The sequence below is a fragment of the Clostridium sp. AF12-41 genome (assembly GCF_003461685.1).
Classification (GTDB): domain Bacteria; phylum Bacillota; class Clostridia; order Lachnospirales; family Lachnospiraceae; genus Otoolea; species Otoolea fessa.
The window spans coordinates 266351-282924 of record NZ_QTXO01000004.1 but is presented as its reverse complement, the minus strand read 5'-3'; the positions used below and the strand labels follow the sequence as shown (position 1 = coordinate 282924).

The window sequence follows — 16574 nt, the reverse complement described above, 5'->3', positions numbered from 1 at the left end:
CTTACTTAATCTTTGGATTTCCCAACAGCGCCAGCAGCATCTCCCTTACAATCTTGCACGCCACCGCCGTCGATGCACCGGACGCATCCAGCGCCGGGGATAATTCATTCACATCACATCCAACAATCCAAGCTGCACTGCAGATCTGCGTGACTGCCCGTCGAAGTTCCTCAAAACTGATTCCGCCCGGTTCCGGCGTTCCTGTTCCCGGAAACACACTCGGATCCAGCACATCCAAATCCAGGGTAAAATACACCGGTTTTCCTTCCAGTTTCCGAAGAGTTTCCTGAAGGACTTCCATATCCACAATAAATGGATGCGTCGTCACGTGTTCTTTTCCCCAGCGCCATTCCTCCCGGTCGCCGGAGCGGATACCAAACTGCGTGATCCTGCCGTCTCCCAGGACTTCCCAGCAGCGGCGCAGCACACAGGCGTGCGAAAGTTTCGCACCCAGATAATCGTCCCGCAGATCGGCATGTGCATCAAAATGGATGATATGCAGATCCGGATATTTCTCTGCCAGCGCCTGCACCGGTGCCAGCGTCACCAGGTGCTCGCCGCCCAGCATAAATGGTATCTTGCCATCCCCGGCAACCTCCACCGCCCGTTCCCGCAGATCCTTTAACGCCAACGATGCGTCACCAAAGCAGAGCTCCTGATCGCCCGCGTCAAACACGGCGTAATCGGTCAGATCACGGTCCTGGTACGGCGAATACGATTCCAGCCCATAGGATTCCGAGCGGATCGCCCGTGAGCCGAACCGGGTGCCCGGGCGGTACGAAGTGGTTGAGTCAAACGGCGCGCCGTAGAGCACGATCCCCGCCTCCTCATAGCTGGCGTCACACGCCAGAAACGTCTCAATATTTGCCTTCAACATCTTCTAACATCTCCTCCACATATGCCGGCAGGTAAAATGCCCCTTTATGCAGGGTCGTCGTATAATACCGGCAGTCCAGCCCCCGCAGGTTCCATCTTGTCTCATCCAAATTCTTTAACGGATGGTATTTCTTCGACGCAAATCCAAACAGCCAGTGCCCGGACGGATAGGTCGGGATATGCGCCTGATAGACGCGGCTGATCGGAAACGACTCTACGATCCGCTTATGTGCCCGCTTGCACGCCTCCGCGTCCTCGGCATAAAACGGGCTTTCATGCTGATTGACCATGATGCCGTCCTCTTTTAACGCCTTATAGCAGTTCCCGTAAAATTCCCGGGTAAAAAGTCCCTCGCCCGGTCCAAACGGATCGGTCGAATCCACGATGATCAGATCGTATTCATTTTCCTTAAAGCGGACATATTTCAGCCCATCCTCATAGTGAATCGAGAGTCTCGGATCACCGAGACGGCACGCTGTCTTCGGCAGATATTTCCGGCAGACCTCCACCACCAGCGGGTCGATCTCCACCATATCGATGTGCTCGATCTCCGGATAGCGGGTCAGCTCCCGGATCACGCCTCCATCCCCGGCTCCAATCACCAGTACCTTTTTGACCAACGGATGCACTGCCATCGGCACATGCGTGATCATTTCGTGATAGATAAATTCATCCTTTTCCGTCAGCATCATATATCCATCCAAAGTCAGAAACCGCCCAAATTCCGGCGAATCAAAGACATCGATCCGCTGAAACTCGCTCTTTCCGCTGTAAAGCTGGCGATCCACCCGGATGGAAATTTTTACATTTGGCGTATGATTCTCTGAAAACCAGAAATTCATAATTTTCCCCTTTCTATCTACTGCTTATCTATTTCAGCACATTCAGGCGCTCAATCCCCGGATCCTCCGGTCCAGTCATTGAACATCCTTTTTCCAGCGCATACGCAATGTAGTCAATGATCTCTTCCGTAATCTGCTCGCCCGGCGTCAGAATCGGGATGCCCGGCGGATAGCACATGACAAACTCACTGCACACACGTCCGGCTGTCTCGCGGATCGGAAGAGATTCTTTTTCTCCGTAAAATGCCTCCTGCGGCGACATCGCCACAATCGGGTCAATATAGTCAAAATCCATCAGCGTCGATTTATCCCGGCTGAACCGGCGCTTGATCTCCGCCAGTGCGCTGACCAGGCGCTCTACCTCCCGCTGCCGGTCACCGATGGACAGATATGCCAGAATATTTCCCAGATCACCAAATTCCGCCTGGATATCGTACTCGTCCCGGAGAAGATCATAAACCTCGATCCCCGCCAGCCCGATATCGCGCGTGTGAATTGAAAGTTTGGTCACATCGAAATCATAAATGCTGTCGCCGTTTACCAGCTCCTTCGAATAGGCATAATAACCGCCAATCCGGTTGATTTCTGTTCTCGCATACTCCGCCAGCTCCACCACCTGCTTAAATGCCTCACGCCCGCGAAGCGCCAGGTTCCGTCTGGAGATATCGAGGCTGGAAAGGAGCAGGTAGGAACCACTCGTCGTCTGCGTCAGATTGATAATCTGGCGGACATACCCGGCGGACATACCCGGACCCGTCAGAAGAATCGAGCTCTGCGTCAGGCTTCCGCCTGATTTGTGCATCGAAACCGCCGCCATATCCGCCCCAGCTGCCATCGCGGAAACCGGCATATTTTCCCCGAAATAAAAATGGGTTCCATGCGCCTCATCAGCTAAACACAACATCCCATGCTCATGTGCCAGCTTTACAATCGAGCGCAGATCCGAACAGATGCCGTAATACGTCGGATTGTTCACAAACACCGCCTTAGCATCTGGATTTTCCTTGATCGCCCGGCGCACATCTTCCACACGCATTCCAAGAGGAATCCCCAGTCTCTTATCGCCAGCCGGATTCACATAGACCGGAACCGCGCCTCCAAGCACCATGGCGCCCATGACGCTGCGGTGGACATTTCGCGGCAATATAATCTTCTCGCCCCGCTTGACTGCCGTCAGCACCATGCTCTGGACCGCCGATGTCGTACCGCCGACCATCAGGAATGCGTGTGCCGCCCCGAATGCCTCAGCCGCCAGCTGCTCCGCATCCGCGATGACGGACACCGGATGGCAGAGGTTATCGAGCGGCTTCATGGAATTGACGTCCAGCCGCATGCAGGTCTCTCCTAAAAGTTTCGTCAGCTCCGGGTTGCCGCGCCCCCTCTTGTGCCCCGGCACATCAAACGGCACCACGCGCATCTTCTGAAATGCTTCCAGCGCCTCATAGATCGGCGCGCGCTCCTGGGTCAGCGCGTCATCTCTTCGACTGCCTCCCCCCGTTTCTTTCGGTCCTGAAGCTTCCTTTCTGCGCCGTGCACTCCGTCCGACGCCCGGCTCCAGATTTCTTCTCTCTTCTTCCATCTGCCGTCCCTCCTGAAAATCACTCATTCGTTTCTTCTATCGAATTTCCCTGGTTTTCGCGGTATTTTCCAGTCAAACTCTTCTCTTTCCTCTCAAAAAGCATTTCTTTTAAAACACATTTCTTCCGCTGAAAATTTCAATCATCTCCCGCCGCAGGCTCTCCATAATACTGAGCCTGGTGGTCGGCGGAAGTTCATAGACATCTGTCTTAAACAGATAATTCTGCAGATCGATCTCTTTCAGCATCATCTTGGTATGGAACAGATTCGCCTCGTACACATTGATATCGACCACATCGTAGCGCCGCAGCGTTTCCTTGGAGATATAATCCTGAATCGAGCGGATCTCACGATCCATAAACAGCTTTTTTCCGTCCACATCCCGCGTGAACCCGCGCACCCGGTAGTCCATCGTGATGATGTCCGAATCAAACGAACCGATCAGGTAATCGAGAGTCGAAAGCGGCGTGATCTCCCCGCAGGTCGCCACGTCGATATCCACCCGGAAGGTCGCCAGACAGGTCTCCGGATGGTATTCCGGATAGGTATGGACGGTCACATGGCTCTTGTCCAGATGCGCCACCTGCGTCTCCCCCTGCACCGGCACCATAGAGTCTTCCGCAATCAGAAGCGTGACCGAAGCCCCCTGCGGATCGTAGTCCTGCTGGGAAATACTCAATACCCGCGCCCCGATCATATCTGTCAGCGACGTTAGAATCCGGGTAAGACGTTCCGAATTGTACTGCTGATCAATGTAGGCAATATAATCCTTCTGCTCCCTCGGTGTCTTGGCATAACAGACATCATAGATATTAAAGCTAAGCGCCTTTGTAAGGTTATTAAAGCCGTATAATTTTAATTTTTCGCTGTGATCCATATCTTCCTTCTCCTGAAATATAACTGGTGTTGATCAAAAAAGCGGATGATGTGTCTCCACATCATCCGCAAAACGTTCTTTTTCTGCTTCACTCTATTTTTACAAATCTGCCGTATAGCTACGAAATCTTCCCTTGTCTCTATTTACCGCATATACTGCAAAACCTTTTTATCCACAGAAATCTCACATTCAGAGTCTATATAGCAAATATCTACTTTTACCACTCTTATTGACCGTTTTACAAGTTGATGTGCATGAGCACTGGTTGTAAAGTAACCAACTTATAAAATTGAGCTTTTAACTCAATCAATAGGGCAGTTCGCACTGCCAATCGGCATTTGACCCGGCTGTCCGTATGGCCATTCCCTGTTTCACAGGTGGTCAGATATATTTGCATGGATGACTCTTAAAATGTTAAGATTTTCCATATCAGAGGTATCATACAGCAATTTTGGCAAAATGTCAAGAATGATTTTTATTTGGGTTGACATTTAAAAATTTTTACTTTTCTAACGGTACTTCTGTCCTCTTCCCACAAACCACAAACATCGCCACGCCCGCCGCAAAGATAAACAGTGAGATAAACTGTGAAGTTGATAGGGATCCGACCGATCCCCGGTTCAAATCCCCCCGGAAGAATTCCAGCACGAAGCGTCCCAGACTGTAGCAGATCAGATACAGGGATACCACCTGCCCCTGTTTTTTGCACTTTTTCGCCGCATAAAGAAGCAGCAGGCAGTGCAGAAAATCCAGACCGCTTGAGATGAGCTGGGTCGGAACCAGGGGAATGTTGTTCGGAGCAAAGTCCGAATCGTGGAACACGATCGCAAAATGGCTGTGGGTCGGCATACCGTAGCAGCAGCCAGCCAGAAAACAGCCGATCCGTCCAAAGCCCTGCGCGAGCGCAACCGACGGCATGACCAGATCTGCGTACTGGAAAAAGGAAATATGCTTGATCCGGCTCAGCACATAGCCGCCCAGCACGCCGCCGATGATGCCGCCATACACAACAAATCCATCGCTGATATCTAACAATTTCTTCGGGTTTGCCAGAATTTCGTCAAAGATTGTGACATAGTACAGAAGTTTTGCACCTAAAATTCCACATACAACACCGCAGATCGCGATCGAGAGGATCATATCGACATCCATCCCCCGCTTGTTTGCCCGGTACTCTGCCAGGTAATACGCAGCGATAATGCCGATGCCAATCATCAGACCGTAGCCGTGGATCGTGATGCTGCCGATTGTGAATAAGTCATTTTTCATGAAAGGTTTATCCTCCTATTTAGTTTACGTTCCCTGATGCTTTTCGATTATAGCATTATTTATATAAAAAAACAAATGTTAATAGATAGCAGAAAAACAGATGTAAAACAGGCTTTTTTCTTCCCATTCTACATCTGTTTCACTGTACTTATTTTATAATTGAGAATACAATCAAGCTAATCAAGCCAGTATCCGGACTCCTTACGCCTCTTCCCGCTCTTCCTCCGGCAGCAGGTTCGTCATGCTCTTTAAGCTGATCGCCAGTGTCGAGCTGTTGTGCAGCAGCGCCGACATAGACGGTGTGATGATACCAGCCACCCCCAAGAGAATCAGACCTAGGTTGAAGCTGATGACGAAACGGTAGTTTCCATGGACACGTTTCATCAGATCCATGCTCAGATGACGCAGAAGCACGACTTCATCCAGGGAATCTTTCTTGATCGTGATATCCGCGATCTCTCTGGCAATCTCCGCGCCCTCGCTGACTGCGATGCCCGCGTCTGCCGCTGACAGGGCCGGTGAATCGTTGATGCCGTCACCGATCATGATAACTTTGTGGCCTTTCGCCTTCTCCTCCTCAACAAAGCACGCCTTATCCTCCGGAAGTACCTCGGAGAAATAATCATCCACGCCGACCCTCTTCGCGATCGCCGCTGCGGTCCGCTCGCTGTCGCCGGTCATCATGACAATGCGCTTAAATCCAGCCTCTTTTAACTGGCGGATGACAGACGGTGCTTCCTCACGCAGCGGATCCTCGATGCAGATAACGGCTGCAAGCTGTCCGCCGATTGCCATGTAAAGATGGGAACAATTTTCCGGAAGGTTCTCAAACTTCTCTTTTCCATCCTCCGGCAGTGTGCACTTCTCATCCTCAAATACGAAATGGTGGCTTCCAATCACGACGCGTTCTTCGCCCACATAGGTAGCGATACCGTGCGCTACGATGTAATCCACTCTCGAGTGCATCTCCTCATGTACCAGATGACGTTTTTTCGCTTCCTGTACGACCGCGTTTGCCATCGAATGCGGGAAATGTTCTTCCAGGCAGGCTGCGATACGAAGCAGTTCTTCCTTCTCCATGCCGTTGAAAGATACTACATCGGATACAACCGGTTTTGCCTTGGTCAGGGTTCCGGTCTTGTCAAATACGATCGTCTCCGCCTCGGCAACAGCCTCCAGAAACTTGCCGCCCTTGACCGTAATGTGATGCTGGCTTGCCTCACGCATCGCAGACAGGACTGCAAGCGGCATTGCCAGTTTCAGTGCACAGGAGAAATCAACCATCAGGATCGACAGTGCTTTCGTCGCATTGCGGGTCAGCAGATAGGTAAGCGCGGTACCGCCCAGACTCCACGGAACGAGTGCATCTGCCAGGTTCGACGCCTTGCCTTCAACGGATGATTTGAGCTTCTCCGAATCCTCGATCATCTGTACGATACGCTCATAACGGGTGGAACCGGCGGATTTTTCTACCTTGAAGGTAATCTCTCCCTCTTCCAGCGCGGTTCCTGCGTAAACATAGCTGCCCGGCTCTTTTCTGACCGGCTGGGATTCGCCGGTCATCGAAGCCTGGTTTACCATCGCCTCGCCGCTTACTACGACACCATCCAGTGGAATCACTGTACCCATATGGACGGTCAGCTCGTCGCCCGCGGTAACATCCGAAAGCGGTACAAGGACTTCGGTCCCGTCCACTTTTTTCCAGACCTTCTCCACGTTCAAGGACATGCTCCGCGCCAGATCCCCAACGGATTTCTTATGTGTCCACTCCTCCAGAAGCTCACCGACGCCGAGCAGGAACATAACGGAGCCAGCCGTATTGAAATCGCGGCGCAGAAGGGAAACACTGATCGCCGTCGCATCCAGCACCTCCACATGCAGCTTGCGCTTAAATACGAGGCAGTGGATACCTTTCACGATATAACGGATCGCCTGCACGGACGTGTATACCGCACGGACCGGCGCCGGGAGAAATGTCTTCGTCGCAAAGCGGGTCAGTACCTTCTGAATCAGCTTTTCTTTGTACTCCTGATTCAGGGCGCGTCCGCTGCTTTTAACTGCCATCTCCTGTTTTTCGGTAATCTGACCATCAAACGCCGCTACCTGTACGAGTACCGCCTCCCGATCCTCCTTATAATAGATAACCGCATCTGCTGTCCGCTCATACACCTTAGCCGCCGTCACGCCGTCCAGACCAAGCAGATACTGTTCCAGAACATCCGCTTCGCGCACGGTATGGAATTTCCGGGCAAGGCTGATACGGATTCTTCCTTTGATTTCATGCTTTATAATGAATTTCATGATTCATCTTCCTCCGGTTATAGAAGAGCTGCCGCGAGACAGCATCCCATGCTATCTTGCGGCAGCCCCCCTGTTATTTAGATTCATGTATTCTTGGAGTTGCTATTACTGCTCTGCCTTCTCAGCCTCCGGTGCGGCCTCGGTTGCCTCAGCAGTCTCGTTGAAATCCTCATCCTCACCAAAGCTCTCATAGCCGCGAGCCTCGTTGATCTGCTTTGCCTCAGCCAGGATGTCCTCAGCGTTCTCCTGAATATTGGTAGCGGTGGTCATCACACAATCACGTGCACGAAGTCCGGCTGCTACGCAGTTTACGTAAAATTTCTTTGCATCCTCGCTGCCAAGAATCTTAACACCTGCTGTTCCGAACAAAACGCCGCCTGCAAATAAACCTAATTTTTTTAATTTGAAAATGTCCATCATGATTACTCCTCCTCTGATATTATCTAAATTATATTCACATATGATTTTTGAAAACTATTTATTCCATTTCAAATGCGAATATAGCTGCGTTTAATGACTCATTTCTGAGGTACAAGTAGATGGTAACAGCTTACCCCCATGATAGTCAAACCTAACTTTCCTTATTGAGATTTTTTATCAACTGGCATCCGAAGTTATACTTGACAGCTCATCCTCATTCCGCAGAGAATACTGGCGGCAACGGTTTAAAACGCCGATTTCTTCCAGCACTGCAATCATCCGGTACACCGTTGCCTTGCCGATCCCCGGGTCGCGCTTGGATGCCTCGTAGTAGATCTCCTTACAACTGCTCCATCTTCCCTCCAGGATCACATCCAACATGATCTTTCTTTGATCGGTCATCCGTTTCCCCCGTCTCTTCAGTTCGCTGATAATCTGCTCTCTCTGCTGCATCGTATCATCTCTCTTTCCATATCTTCTAAATTATTTTTCCGCACATCTGCCGTTTCCGTCCACAACCCGGCTTTTTATTAGCGCAGACTAACTGTTCGTTTAAAATATATAGCATACTCTGCTTGCCACTCTTTTTGCAAGTACTAAATTCCGCTTTTGCCTCTGGCTCAGCCTCATTAAGTCCTTAGATACGACTCGCACTAAGTGCTCATATTATATTGTGTTTCATCAAAAACAAAACATAATTAGCATGAACAAACTCAGGTTAGAATGCCGCAACTCAAGTTAGATGTCTCTAACCTTAATTTAAAGACTACCTCTTTTTTTCTCATCTGTCAATGAATTTTCGAAAATATATTTGATTTTCTTCTCTGATAATGGTAAGGTACTCACAGAATAATCAATTCAGACAGGAAAGGAAGGATTTTTCGATGAGCTTCAAAGAAATAAAGCCAGAAGAATTAAATTTTAACCCGTTTACCCGCATCGGTTCCGACTGGATGCTTTTAACCGCCGGCACCGAGGATAAATTCAACACCATGACTGCCAGCTGGGGCGGCGCAGGCGTATTCTGGGGCAAACCGGCTGTTACCTGCTATATCCGTCCCCAGCGCTACACCAAAGAATTTATAGACAAAGAAGAACTCTTCTCCGTCAGCTTTTTAAAAGACGGACACCGCGATGCCCTCAAACTCTGCGGCTCCGTATCCGGCCGTGACCACGACAAAATCAAGGAAGCCGGCCTGACCCCGGTCTTCATCGACGGCGTACCGGCATTTGAAGAAGCTGACACCATCCTCATCTGCCGCAAAATGTACCGCACATCCATGAATCCGGCAGATTTTATCGATAAGGACGCTGACAGCAAGTTCTATCCGGAGAAGGACTATCATGATATGTATATTGCGGAGATTGTGAAAGCGGTTGTGGCTGAATAAGCAGAGCCGCTCCATTTAAAATTTAAATCCCACAGGAAACGCTGATTTGCAGCATTTTCTGTGGGAATCCTTTGAATGATCCTTTTGGGTCTATTTGTTTATATTGTGTCTTTATTTATTCCTTTATTTTGCCAATTCCAGCATCCGCGCCAGCGGACCAACCGCCCTCTGCCGCATCGCCTCATCCATCTCCACTTCCTCTTCCGGATTTTCCAGCGCCCGCAGTACGCTGTCCAGATGAATCTTCTTCATATTCGGGCAAAACTGACGGTGACCTACGGAGAAAAACTTCTTCTCCGGGTTCTTCTGCAGCAGTTCATAGAACACGCCCATCTCGGTGCAGATCAGGAAGACTTTCTCATCCGAATTCGTCGCATAATCAATAATCTGGGAGGTACTTCCGACAAAATCTGCCAGCTCCAGCACATCGCCGGTACACTCCGGATGCGCCAGCACAACTGCCTCCGGATGCAGCTCTTTTGCTTTCTTTACATCTTCCGCATGAATACTCTTATGTACATGGCAGAAACCGTCATTGAAAATAAAATGTTTCTCCGGCACTTTTTTTGCGATAAAACGTCCCAGATTCTCATCCGGAATAAAGAAAATATCCTTGTTCGGCAGTTTTTTCACGATTTTGAGTGCATTCGATGAGGTAACACAGACATCCGATTCTGCCTTGATCTCCGCCATCGAGTTCACATAACAGACAACGGCTACATCCGGATACTCTTTGCGTACTTCGCGGATCTTCTCCACCTCAACCATGTGAGCCATCGGACAGTCCGCGCTCCGGTCTGCCATGATAACCGTCTTCTCCGGGCTTAAAATCTTCGCACTCTCGCCCATAAATGACACGCCACAGAAAATGATCGTCTTCTGCGGCACCGTCGTCGCCAGCTCCGCCAGATAATACGAATCGCCCACATAATCGGCAATCTCCTGCACTTCTCCATCTACGTAATAATGTGCCAGAATCACGGCATCCTTCTCTTTTTTTAATGTCTCGATCCGCTGCTTTATCTCCTGATCCATCTCTTTTCCCTCTCCTTTTTTCACCGCTCTGTTCACGCTTCCGAATCCCCATCGATTGACAGAAACCATACCATTTTTCCGACAGCTGCGGTTCATTTTCTTCTTTACTATGTATCCGACATCTTTGCCACGCCATATTTCTCTGTCCATATAGCTTCCACACGGTAAACTTCTGTGATTATACCTCTAAGAGAAAAGCTGTGTCAATGAAATTTTGACACTTTTTATTACATCTGTCTTGTCATATAGCAATTCATCTACATACAGACTGAACGTCTGCTTTTCCGGCGCTTCAACCAGAGCAGCCAATATGCATTTATGCAATTTTTTTGTTTCACAAATGTATTTTACTGTGCAACAAAAAGTCAAACCAAAAATCGGACGGTTTTTCGCTGTGTTTTTCACTGTTCAAACCGTCCGATCTACATGACATATTTATAATTTTATCGCTTTATGCACATCCGCCCTTATTGCTGAAACAGCACCAGTCTCGATACCTTTCCTTCCGCGTCCGCCCAGATCGCGCATTTCTTTCCCGATTCCAGATCGTCTGCGGTCACGATGTTCCGGGTTAAATACGGCAGAATATGTGTCTCAGCGCTGATAGTATAAGTCACGCCATCCTCTGCTTTCACATAGACGGTATCATCATTCTCGGCACTCTTTTTCACCGACTCGATCTCTGTGTAAACCGGCACGGCGCTCACATCGGTTACATGGACGAAGAAGAGCTGTCCGTTCGTGATAGGCGGCTCGCTCATCGTCATCGCCTCCCCGATGTAGGCATATACAACGGTTCCCGTCTCCGCCTCGGTCATATCGACCGGATTGCCTGTCTCTGCGTCAAAAATCGGCGTTTCCGGTGAAAATGTGATCACCATCTCGCCGGCACTGCTGATTCCCGACTGATTGTCAATCGTGACGGAATCACTGGTAACCTCCGAAACCGGACCATAAACACAAATAAATTCGGATGAAACCTTCTTTCCTGTACCGGATGCCGGACCGGACGGGGCGTTTTTCTCGATAACCGTATTACTCTCGCTGGTTTCCGCTGCAGTAGTCTCCCCAGCTGCCTTCGTATCTTCGACAGCCGTCTTATTCTCCTCATCGCCCGCTTTTGCACTGGAAGCGCACCCAAGCGCACCTACCGACAGTGCTGCACAAATCCCCGCAATATATAACGATTTTTTTTTCATAATTTGAATCTCCTTCCGACTGTTCTTATGCCTGCTCCCTATCTGTTCCCAGGGACTTCTCTGAAATTTTTCAAAACTTCCCAGGCACTTTTTAGTTTCTAAAACCAGTGAAATATTTTTCTTTATACTCTGTATTCAGCTCTTCTATCTGGTTTTCTCTGTTCTAACAGTCTACCCTATTTCATTCAAAAGTAAAAGTGCTTTTTTCTTACGGATTTCTGATATTTTATTACTGTTCACGCATACGTGCCCAGTAACGGAATTTGCCGTGGCTTCGCATTTAAATACGGCAATTCCTGCTGCCACCACGTTTTCTTACGGCACTTTCGGTTCCAAAAGTGCCTACCCGTAAACAGTAACGATATTTTCCTTTGCCGGTCAGGAGGTCCATACAAAGCTTCAGCAACTGTGCTGCCATGTAACATTTCACTCCACTTCCTCTTCTATCAGCTCCACACGGCAGATCTGTGGAAAATTTACCGCGATCTCCCCGCCTATATTTTCAAGTCCAGGCTGATTTCCACTCCTTATTTCCGCCAACCACAAAACTTGCCGGTAATAGTCGATTTTCTTCAATCGTCCTGCTGCCGTTCGGTAAGCGCCGCCATCCTTGTGCACGTCCGGTTGGAACCAGGTCACAGAAAGCCGAACCGTCTCGCCACGCATCAGCTGCTCCTCCGCTTCCACAAGCGTCTGATTGATCATCTCACGCACGCTGTCATCCAGATCGATCTCCCGCTCGGTCAGACGCGCCTCCTCCTCTACCGCCTCCTCATAGCCATTCAGTGCGGCAAACGAGGCAAACTGCGCCGCCCGGTCCTCCACCGGCATCCGTGCATGGCGCAAGGGAAATGGGTAAGAATGACCGAGGATATCGCCGTAGCGGCGCTGGGCGTCACTTTCCTGCCCTTTTTGGGTTTGGCTTCGTCCACCTTTTAAGTTTTCAAATTCATTCACTCTATATTGATCTTCCATCTACGCCTGATGCCCCCCGATCTGCCCGTTCCGCTCCTTGGCGGTCGCGCCTTCCTCAAAGTTCATCCCGCGCAGCACCGCATTTTTTCCATATTTTTTCTTGATCGTCAGAAGCGCTTCCTGCATCCGGCGCTCCCGCTCGCGTTTTTTCTGTTCTTCCTTCTCTTTTGCTTCCTTCTTTGCGTAATCGGTAAACAAATCAAGCTGTTCAAATGTTTCCTTCTGTTCACGCTCTTTCGCCATTTTCTCATTTACCACATGGCATGCCGAGAGCGACATCCGGCGGATGAGAAGTGCCGGGTTGACAATCTTATCATACAGAGCCGCCATCGCCTCCAGAAGCTCGCTTGAGGACGAAGTCGCACGCGGCAGATTCCACGTTCCATGTGCATGCTTCGGCACACGCCGCCCGTAGCGATCGGTTGTCACCGGTCCCTTGTATACTTTCCGTATCTCCGGGCGGGTCAGGTTTTCGATGTCATATCCGACCGTTAGAACGAGCTGATCGGTCACTAGCCGTTTTTCCACCAGCTCCAGCGAGATCCCGTCAATCATCTCCTGAACCACGATCCGCGCCTTGTCCGCCGTGTACGGACAGTGAAGCACCTGTCCGCAGCCCAGGCTGCTGCTCTGCGGCTTGTACGCCCGTATCTGTGCGATCGTGCACGACTCATAGCCCCACGCATGGTCAATCAGAAGCTCGGCGTTGATGCCGAACATCTGGTACAGCAGTTCCTCGCTGTAAAACTCGCCCGGTTTTCCCAGTGAACAACGCGCAATATCGCCCATTGTCCGAAGTCCCGCCTGCCAGAGTTTCTTCTGATAGCCCGGTCCAACCCGCCAGAAATCAGTCAGCGGCTCATGCGTCCACAAAAGCTCCCGATAACTCTGCTCATCCAGCTCGGCAATCCGCACGCCGTCCTTGTCCGCTTCCACGTGCTTCGCCACAATATCCATCGCCACCTTGCACAGATACAGGTTCGTCCCAATCCCCGCCGTCGCCGTGATGCCTGTTTCCTTTAACACCGTGCGGATGATGCGCTTTGCCAGCTCGCGCGGCGAAACCTTGTAAATTCCCAGATATTCCGTAACATCCATGAATACCTCGTCGATCGAATACACATGGATGTCCTCCGGTGCCACATACCGGAGATAAATCTGGTAGATCTGCGTGCTCCATTTCATATAGTGCGCCATTCTCGGCGGCGCAACCAGATAGCTGACCGCCAGCGACGGATCCGCCTTTAATTCATCATTTCTCCACGATTTATCCCGGAACTGGCGTCCCGGCGCCCGTCTGCGGCGTTCCTCATTGACTTCCCTAATCCGCTGAATCACCTCAAATAACCTGGGACGCCCCGGCACACCATAGGATTTCAGCGGCGGCGATACCGCCAGACAGATCGTTTTCTCCGTCCGCGATGGATTCGCCACGACCAGATTCGTCGTCAACGGATCCAGACCTCGCTCGACGCACTCGACCGATGCGTAGAACGATTTTAAATCAATGGCAATGTACGCGCGCCTGGAAACTGTTTTCTGCATGGCAGGATCCTCCCTTCTCTATGAATTTAAAATTTGAGCGCCACTGGTAAAAAATCATCTCACAAAATCAAGCACAGAAAGATTCCGAGCGTACACATGAAAATCCAGTTAAAAACTCACTAAGTGCTTCTATTATAGCATAACCATCAGCTTCACGAAATACTCAAATCCAAACATGTGTTTTGCAGCAGCAATAAAAAATGTGCCTTGGCACATCCGGGCGTCTCGCGCGGTCGCTTGCGACATGTTTCTGCTTCGCGCGAGTGTGCATCCTCGCGGAGCGTTTTTGTTTCATAGGATGTAATTTCCTATGAAACAAAAAAACCTCCGGTTCATTCGAATGAGAATCACATTTCTCATCCAAACAAACCGGAGGTTTTCTATCTCACCAAGTTTACCTCTTGGATTTATTTACCATTTATTTCTGGCATTATAACTGCGGACCAGCCTTTACCAGAGCCTTGCCAGCTTCGTTGCCTTCGTATTTAGCGAAGTTCTTGATGAAGCGGCTTGCCAGGTCTTTTGCTTTCTCTTCCCACTCAGCCTCGTTTGCATAGGTATCACGGGTATCCAGGATAGCCGGATCTACGCCCGGAAGCTCGGTCGGTACTTCGAAGTTGAAGTACGGGATCTTCTTGGTCGGAGCCTTCTGGATATCTCCGTTTAAGATAGCATCGATGATACCACGGGTATCTTTGATGGAGATACGTTTGCCGGTTCCGTTCCAGCCTGTATTTACGAGGTAAGCTTTTGCTCCGCTCTTCTCCATTCTCTTAACCAGTTCTTCTGCATATTTGGTCGGATGCAGCTCCAGGAAAGCCTGTCCGAAGCAAGCAGAGAAGGTCGGGGTCGGCTCGGTGATGCCGCGCTCGGTACCAGCCAGTTTTGCTGTAAATCCGGATAAGAAGTAGTACTGTGTCTGCTCCGGTGTCAGGATAGATACCGGCGGAAGTACTCCGAATGCGTCTGCAGACAGGAAGATAACGTTCTTAGCTGCCGGTGCAGAGGATACCGGACGTACAATATTCTGAATATGATCGATCGGGTAGGATACACGGGTGTTCTCGGTTACGCTCTTATCAGCGAAATCGATCTTGCCGTTCTCATCCAGGGTAACGTTCTCAAGCAGCGCATCACGTCTGATAGCGTTGTAGATATCCGGCTCAGACTCTTTATCCAGGTTGATAACCTTCGCATAGCAGCCGCCCTCGAAGTTGAATACACCGTTGTCATCCCAGCCGTGCTCGTCATCACCGATGAGAAGACGTTTCGGGTCGGTAGAAAGGGTAGTCTTGCCAGTTCCGGAAAGTCCGAAGAAGATAGCGGTGTTCTCGCCATTTAAGTCGGTGTTAGCGGAGCAGTGCATAGCAGCGATGCCCTTTAACGGAAGGTAGTAGTTCATCATGGAGAACATACCTTTCTTCATCTCTCCACCGTACCAGGTGTTGATGATAACCTGCTCGCGGCTTGTGATATTGAAGACAACAGCTGTCTCAGAGTTTAATCCAAGCTCTTTGTAGTTCTCAACTTTAGCCTTGGAAGCATTGTATACTACGAAGTCCGGTTCGAAATCAGCCAGTTCTTCGTCGGTCGGAACGATGAACATATTCTTTACGAAATGAGCCTGCCAAGCAACCTCCACAATAAAACGGATCGCCATACGGGTGTCTTTATTTGCGCCGCAGAAAGCATCTACTACAAACAGTCTCTTGTTGGAGAGCTCTTTTAAAGCGATATCCTTTACTGCGCTCCAGGTCTCTTTGGATGCTACATGGTTGTCGTTCTTATACTCGTCTGAAGTCCACCATACTGTGTCCTTAGAGTTCTCATCCATAACGATGAATTTGTCTTTCGGGGAACGTCCGGTATAAATACCTGTCATAACGTTTACTGCACCAAGCTCGCTGACCTGACCTTTTTCATAGCCCTCCAGCTCCGGTTTGGTTTCTTCTTCAAACAGCATCTCATAAGAAGGGTTGTAAACAATCTCCGTTGTTCCTGTGATTCCGTACTTGCTTAAATCGATCTTAGCCATCTTAATACCCCTTTCCTGTTATCCGGCGGCTCCCGTCTGTGTGAAATTGTCAGCTTCGCTGACCAGAATCATGCGCCAAGTCTCACGGACGTTCGACTTAAATTTTGTCTGACATTTCTCACCGAACCGGGGATTTCAGTGTCCCCCACTGTACATGTGTATAGTTTGCAACCGCTTTACCTTTTCACGGTTCTTATATTTTGTACAATGCGAAAACTCGCCTTTTCTTCT

The 16574-nt window shown here is 49.8% G+C and carries 14 protein-coding genes; 1 reads left to right on the top strand and 13 read right to left on the bottom strand.

The window, feature by feature from the left end; translation table 11 throughout:
• Position 1: 1 nt before the first annotated feature.
• From speB to DWV73_RS08705, 8 genes are all read right to left on the bottom strand, one after another.
• Positions 2 to 877, bottom strand: a complete 876-nt coding sequence (gene speB, locus DWV73_RS08740) for an agmatinase (protein WP_117796446.1) — start codon at positions 875 to 877, stop codon at positions 2 to 4.
• Positions 858 to 1718 (bottom strand): polyamine aminopropyltransferase, encoded by an 861-nt coding sequence (gene speE / locus DWV73_RS08735; RefSeq protein ID WP_117796445.1) that lies wholly within the window; start codon positions 1716 to 1718, stop codon positions 858 to 860. The genes speB and speE overlap by 20 nt, the downstream gene beginning before the upstream one ends.
• A 28-nt stretch (positions 1719 to 1746) precedes the next feature.
• Positions 1747 to 3324, bottom strand: coding sequence for an aminotransferase class I/II-fold pyridoxal phosphate-dependent enzyme (locus tag DWV73_RS08730; RefSeq protein WP_270224102.1), 1578 nt, complete (start codon positions 3322 to 3324; stop codon positions 1747 to 1749).
• Between the two features lie 81 nt (positions 3325 to 3405).
• Positions 3406 to 4173 carry an adenosylmethionine decarboxylase gene (gene speD, locus DWV73_RS08725; RefSeq protein ID WP_117796443.1) on the bottom strand — a complete coding sequence of 256 codons (768 nt, stop codon included), beginning with the start codon at positions 4171 to 4173 and terminating at the stop codon, positions 3406 to 3408.
• Positions 4174 to 4674: 501 nt separating this feature from the next.
• Positions 4675 to 5442, bottom strand: a complete 768-nt coding sequence (locus DWV73_RS08720) for a prolipoprotein diacylglyceryl transferase (protein ID WP_117796442.1) — start codon at positions 5440 to 5442, stop codon at positions 4675 to 4677.
• A 201-nt stretch (positions 5443 to 5643) separates the two neighbouring features.
• A complete protein-coding gene (locus DWV73_RS08715) occupies positions 5644 to 7743 on the bottom strand; it encodes a heavy metal translocating P-type ATPase (protein ID WP_117796441.1) in 2100 nt (699 codons plus the stop codon).
• 105 nt (positions 7744 to 7848) lie between these two features.
• Positions 7849 to 8163, bottom strand: a complete 315-nt coding sequence (locus DWV73_RS08710; RefSeq protein ID WP_022359851.1) for a DUF6110 family protein — start codon at positions 8161 to 8163, stop codon at positions 7849 to 7851.
• A 177-nt stretch (positions 8164 to 8340) separates the two neighbouring features.
• Positions 8341 to 8616 (bottom strand): transcriptional repressor, encoded by a 276-nt coding sequence (locus DWV73_RS08705; RefSeq protein ID WP_107000128.1) that lies wholly within the window; start codon positions 8614 to 8616, stop codon positions 8341 to 8343.
• Positions 8617 to 9047: 431 nt separating this feature from the next.
• On the opposite strand from DWV73_RS08705, the gene DWV73_RS08700 reads away from it, so the two are divergent.
• Positions 9048 to 9554, top strand: coding sequence for a flavin reductase (locus tag DWV73_RS08700; protein WP_107000129.1), 507 nt, complete (start codon positions 9048 to 9050; stop codon positions 9552 to 9554).
• A gap of 123 nt (positions 9555 to 9677) precedes the next feature.
• On the opposite strand, the gene nadA is transcribed toward DWV73_RS08700, so the two are convergent.
• From nadA to pckA, 5 genes are all read right to left on the bottom strand, one after another.
• Positions 9678 to 10589 (bottom strand): quinolinate synthase NadA, encoded by a 912-nt coding sequence (gene nadA / locus DWV73_RS08695; RefSeq protein ID WP_117796479.1) that lies wholly within the window; start codon positions 10587 to 10589, stop codon positions 9678 to 9680.
• A gap of 467 nt (positions 10590 to 11056) precedes the next feature.
• Entirely contained in the window at positions 11057 to 11788 is a 732-nt protein-coding gene (locus DWV73_RS08690) for a hypothetical protein (protein WP_117796440.1), read from the bottom strand.
• 426 nt (positions 11789 to 12214) lie between these two features.
• Entirely contained in the window at positions 12215 to 12763 is a 549-nt protein-coding gene (locus DWV73_RS08680) for a hypothetical protein (RefSeq protein ID WP_117796438.1), read from the bottom strand.
• The gene (locus tag DWV73_RS08675) at positions 12764 to 14308 is read right to left on the bottom strand and encodes a DNA methylase (protein WP_117796437.1); all 1545 of its coding nucleotides are present in this window, start codon (positions 14306 to 14308) and stop codon (positions 12764 to 12766) included.
• A 430-nt stretch (positions 14309 to 14738) separates the two neighbouring features.
• A complete protein-coding gene (gene pckA, locus DWV73_RS08670; RefSeq protein WP_107000134.1) occupies positions 14739 to 16343 on the bottom strand; it encodes a phosphoenolpyruvate carboxykinase (ATP) in 1605 nt (534 codons plus the stop codon).
• Between the last annotated feature and the right edge of the window lie 231 nt (positions 16344 to 16574).

Excerpts from the sequence above, each read along its gene's own strand:
- DWV73_RS08675 (WP_117796437.1), bottom strand. The coding sequence starts at position 14,308 with ATGCAGAAAACAGTTTCCAGGCGCGCGTACATTGCCATTGATTTAAAA.
- DWV73_RS08705 (WP_107000128.1), bottom strand. The coding sequence starts at position 8,616 with ATGCAGCAGAGAGAGCAGATTATCAGCGAACTGAAGAGACGGGGGAAA.
- DWV73_RS08700 (WP_107000129.1), top strand. The coding sequence starts at position 9,048 with ATGAGCTTCAAAGAAATAAAGCCAGAAGAATTAAATTTTAACCCGTTT.
- speD (WP_117796443.1), bottom strand. The coding sequence starts at position 4,173 with ATGGATCACAGCGAAAAATTAAAATTATACGGCTTTAATAACCTTACA.
- DWV73_RS08710 (WP_022359851.1), bottom strand. The coding sequence starts at position 8,163 with ATGATGGACATTTTCAAATTAAAAAAATTAGGTTTATTTGCAGGCGGC.
- DWV73_RS08720 (WP_117796442.1), bottom strand. The coding sequence starts at position 5,442 with ATGAAAAATGACTTATTCACAATCGGCAGCATCACGATCCACGGCTAC.
- DWV73_RS08715 (WP_117796441.1), bottom strand. The coding sequence starts at position 7,743 with ATGAAATTCATTATAAAGCATGAAATCAAAGGAAGAATCCGTATCAGC.
- DWV73_RS08690 (WP_117796440.1), bottom strand. The coding sequence starts at position 11,788 with ATGAAAAAAAAATCGTTATATATTGCGGGGATTTGTGCAGCACTGTCG.
- speE (WP_117796445.1), bottom strand. The coding sequence starts at position 1,718 with ATGAATTTCTGGTTTTCAGAGAATCATACGCCAAATGTAAAAATTTCC.
- DWV73_RS08730 (WP_270224102.1), bottom strand. The coding sequence starts at position 3,324 with ATGAGTGATTTTCAGGAGGGACGGCAGATGGAAGAAGAGAGAAGAAAT.
- nadA (WP_117796479.1), bottom strand. The coding sequence starts at position 10,589 with ATGGATCAGGAGATAAAGCAGCGGATCGAGACATTAAAAAAAGAGAAG.
- speB (WP_117796446.1), bottom strand. The coding sequence starts at position 877 with ATGTTGAAGGCAAATATTGAGACGTTTCTGGCGTGTGACGCCAGCTAT.
- pckA (WP_107000134.1), bottom strand. The coding sequence starts at position 16,343 with ATGGCTAAGATCGATTTAAGCAAGTACGGAATCACAGGAACAACGGAG.
- DWV73_RS08680 (WP_117796438.1), bottom strand. The coding sequence starts at position 12,763 with ATGGAAGATCAATATAGAGTGAATGAATTTGAAAACTTAAAAGGTGGA.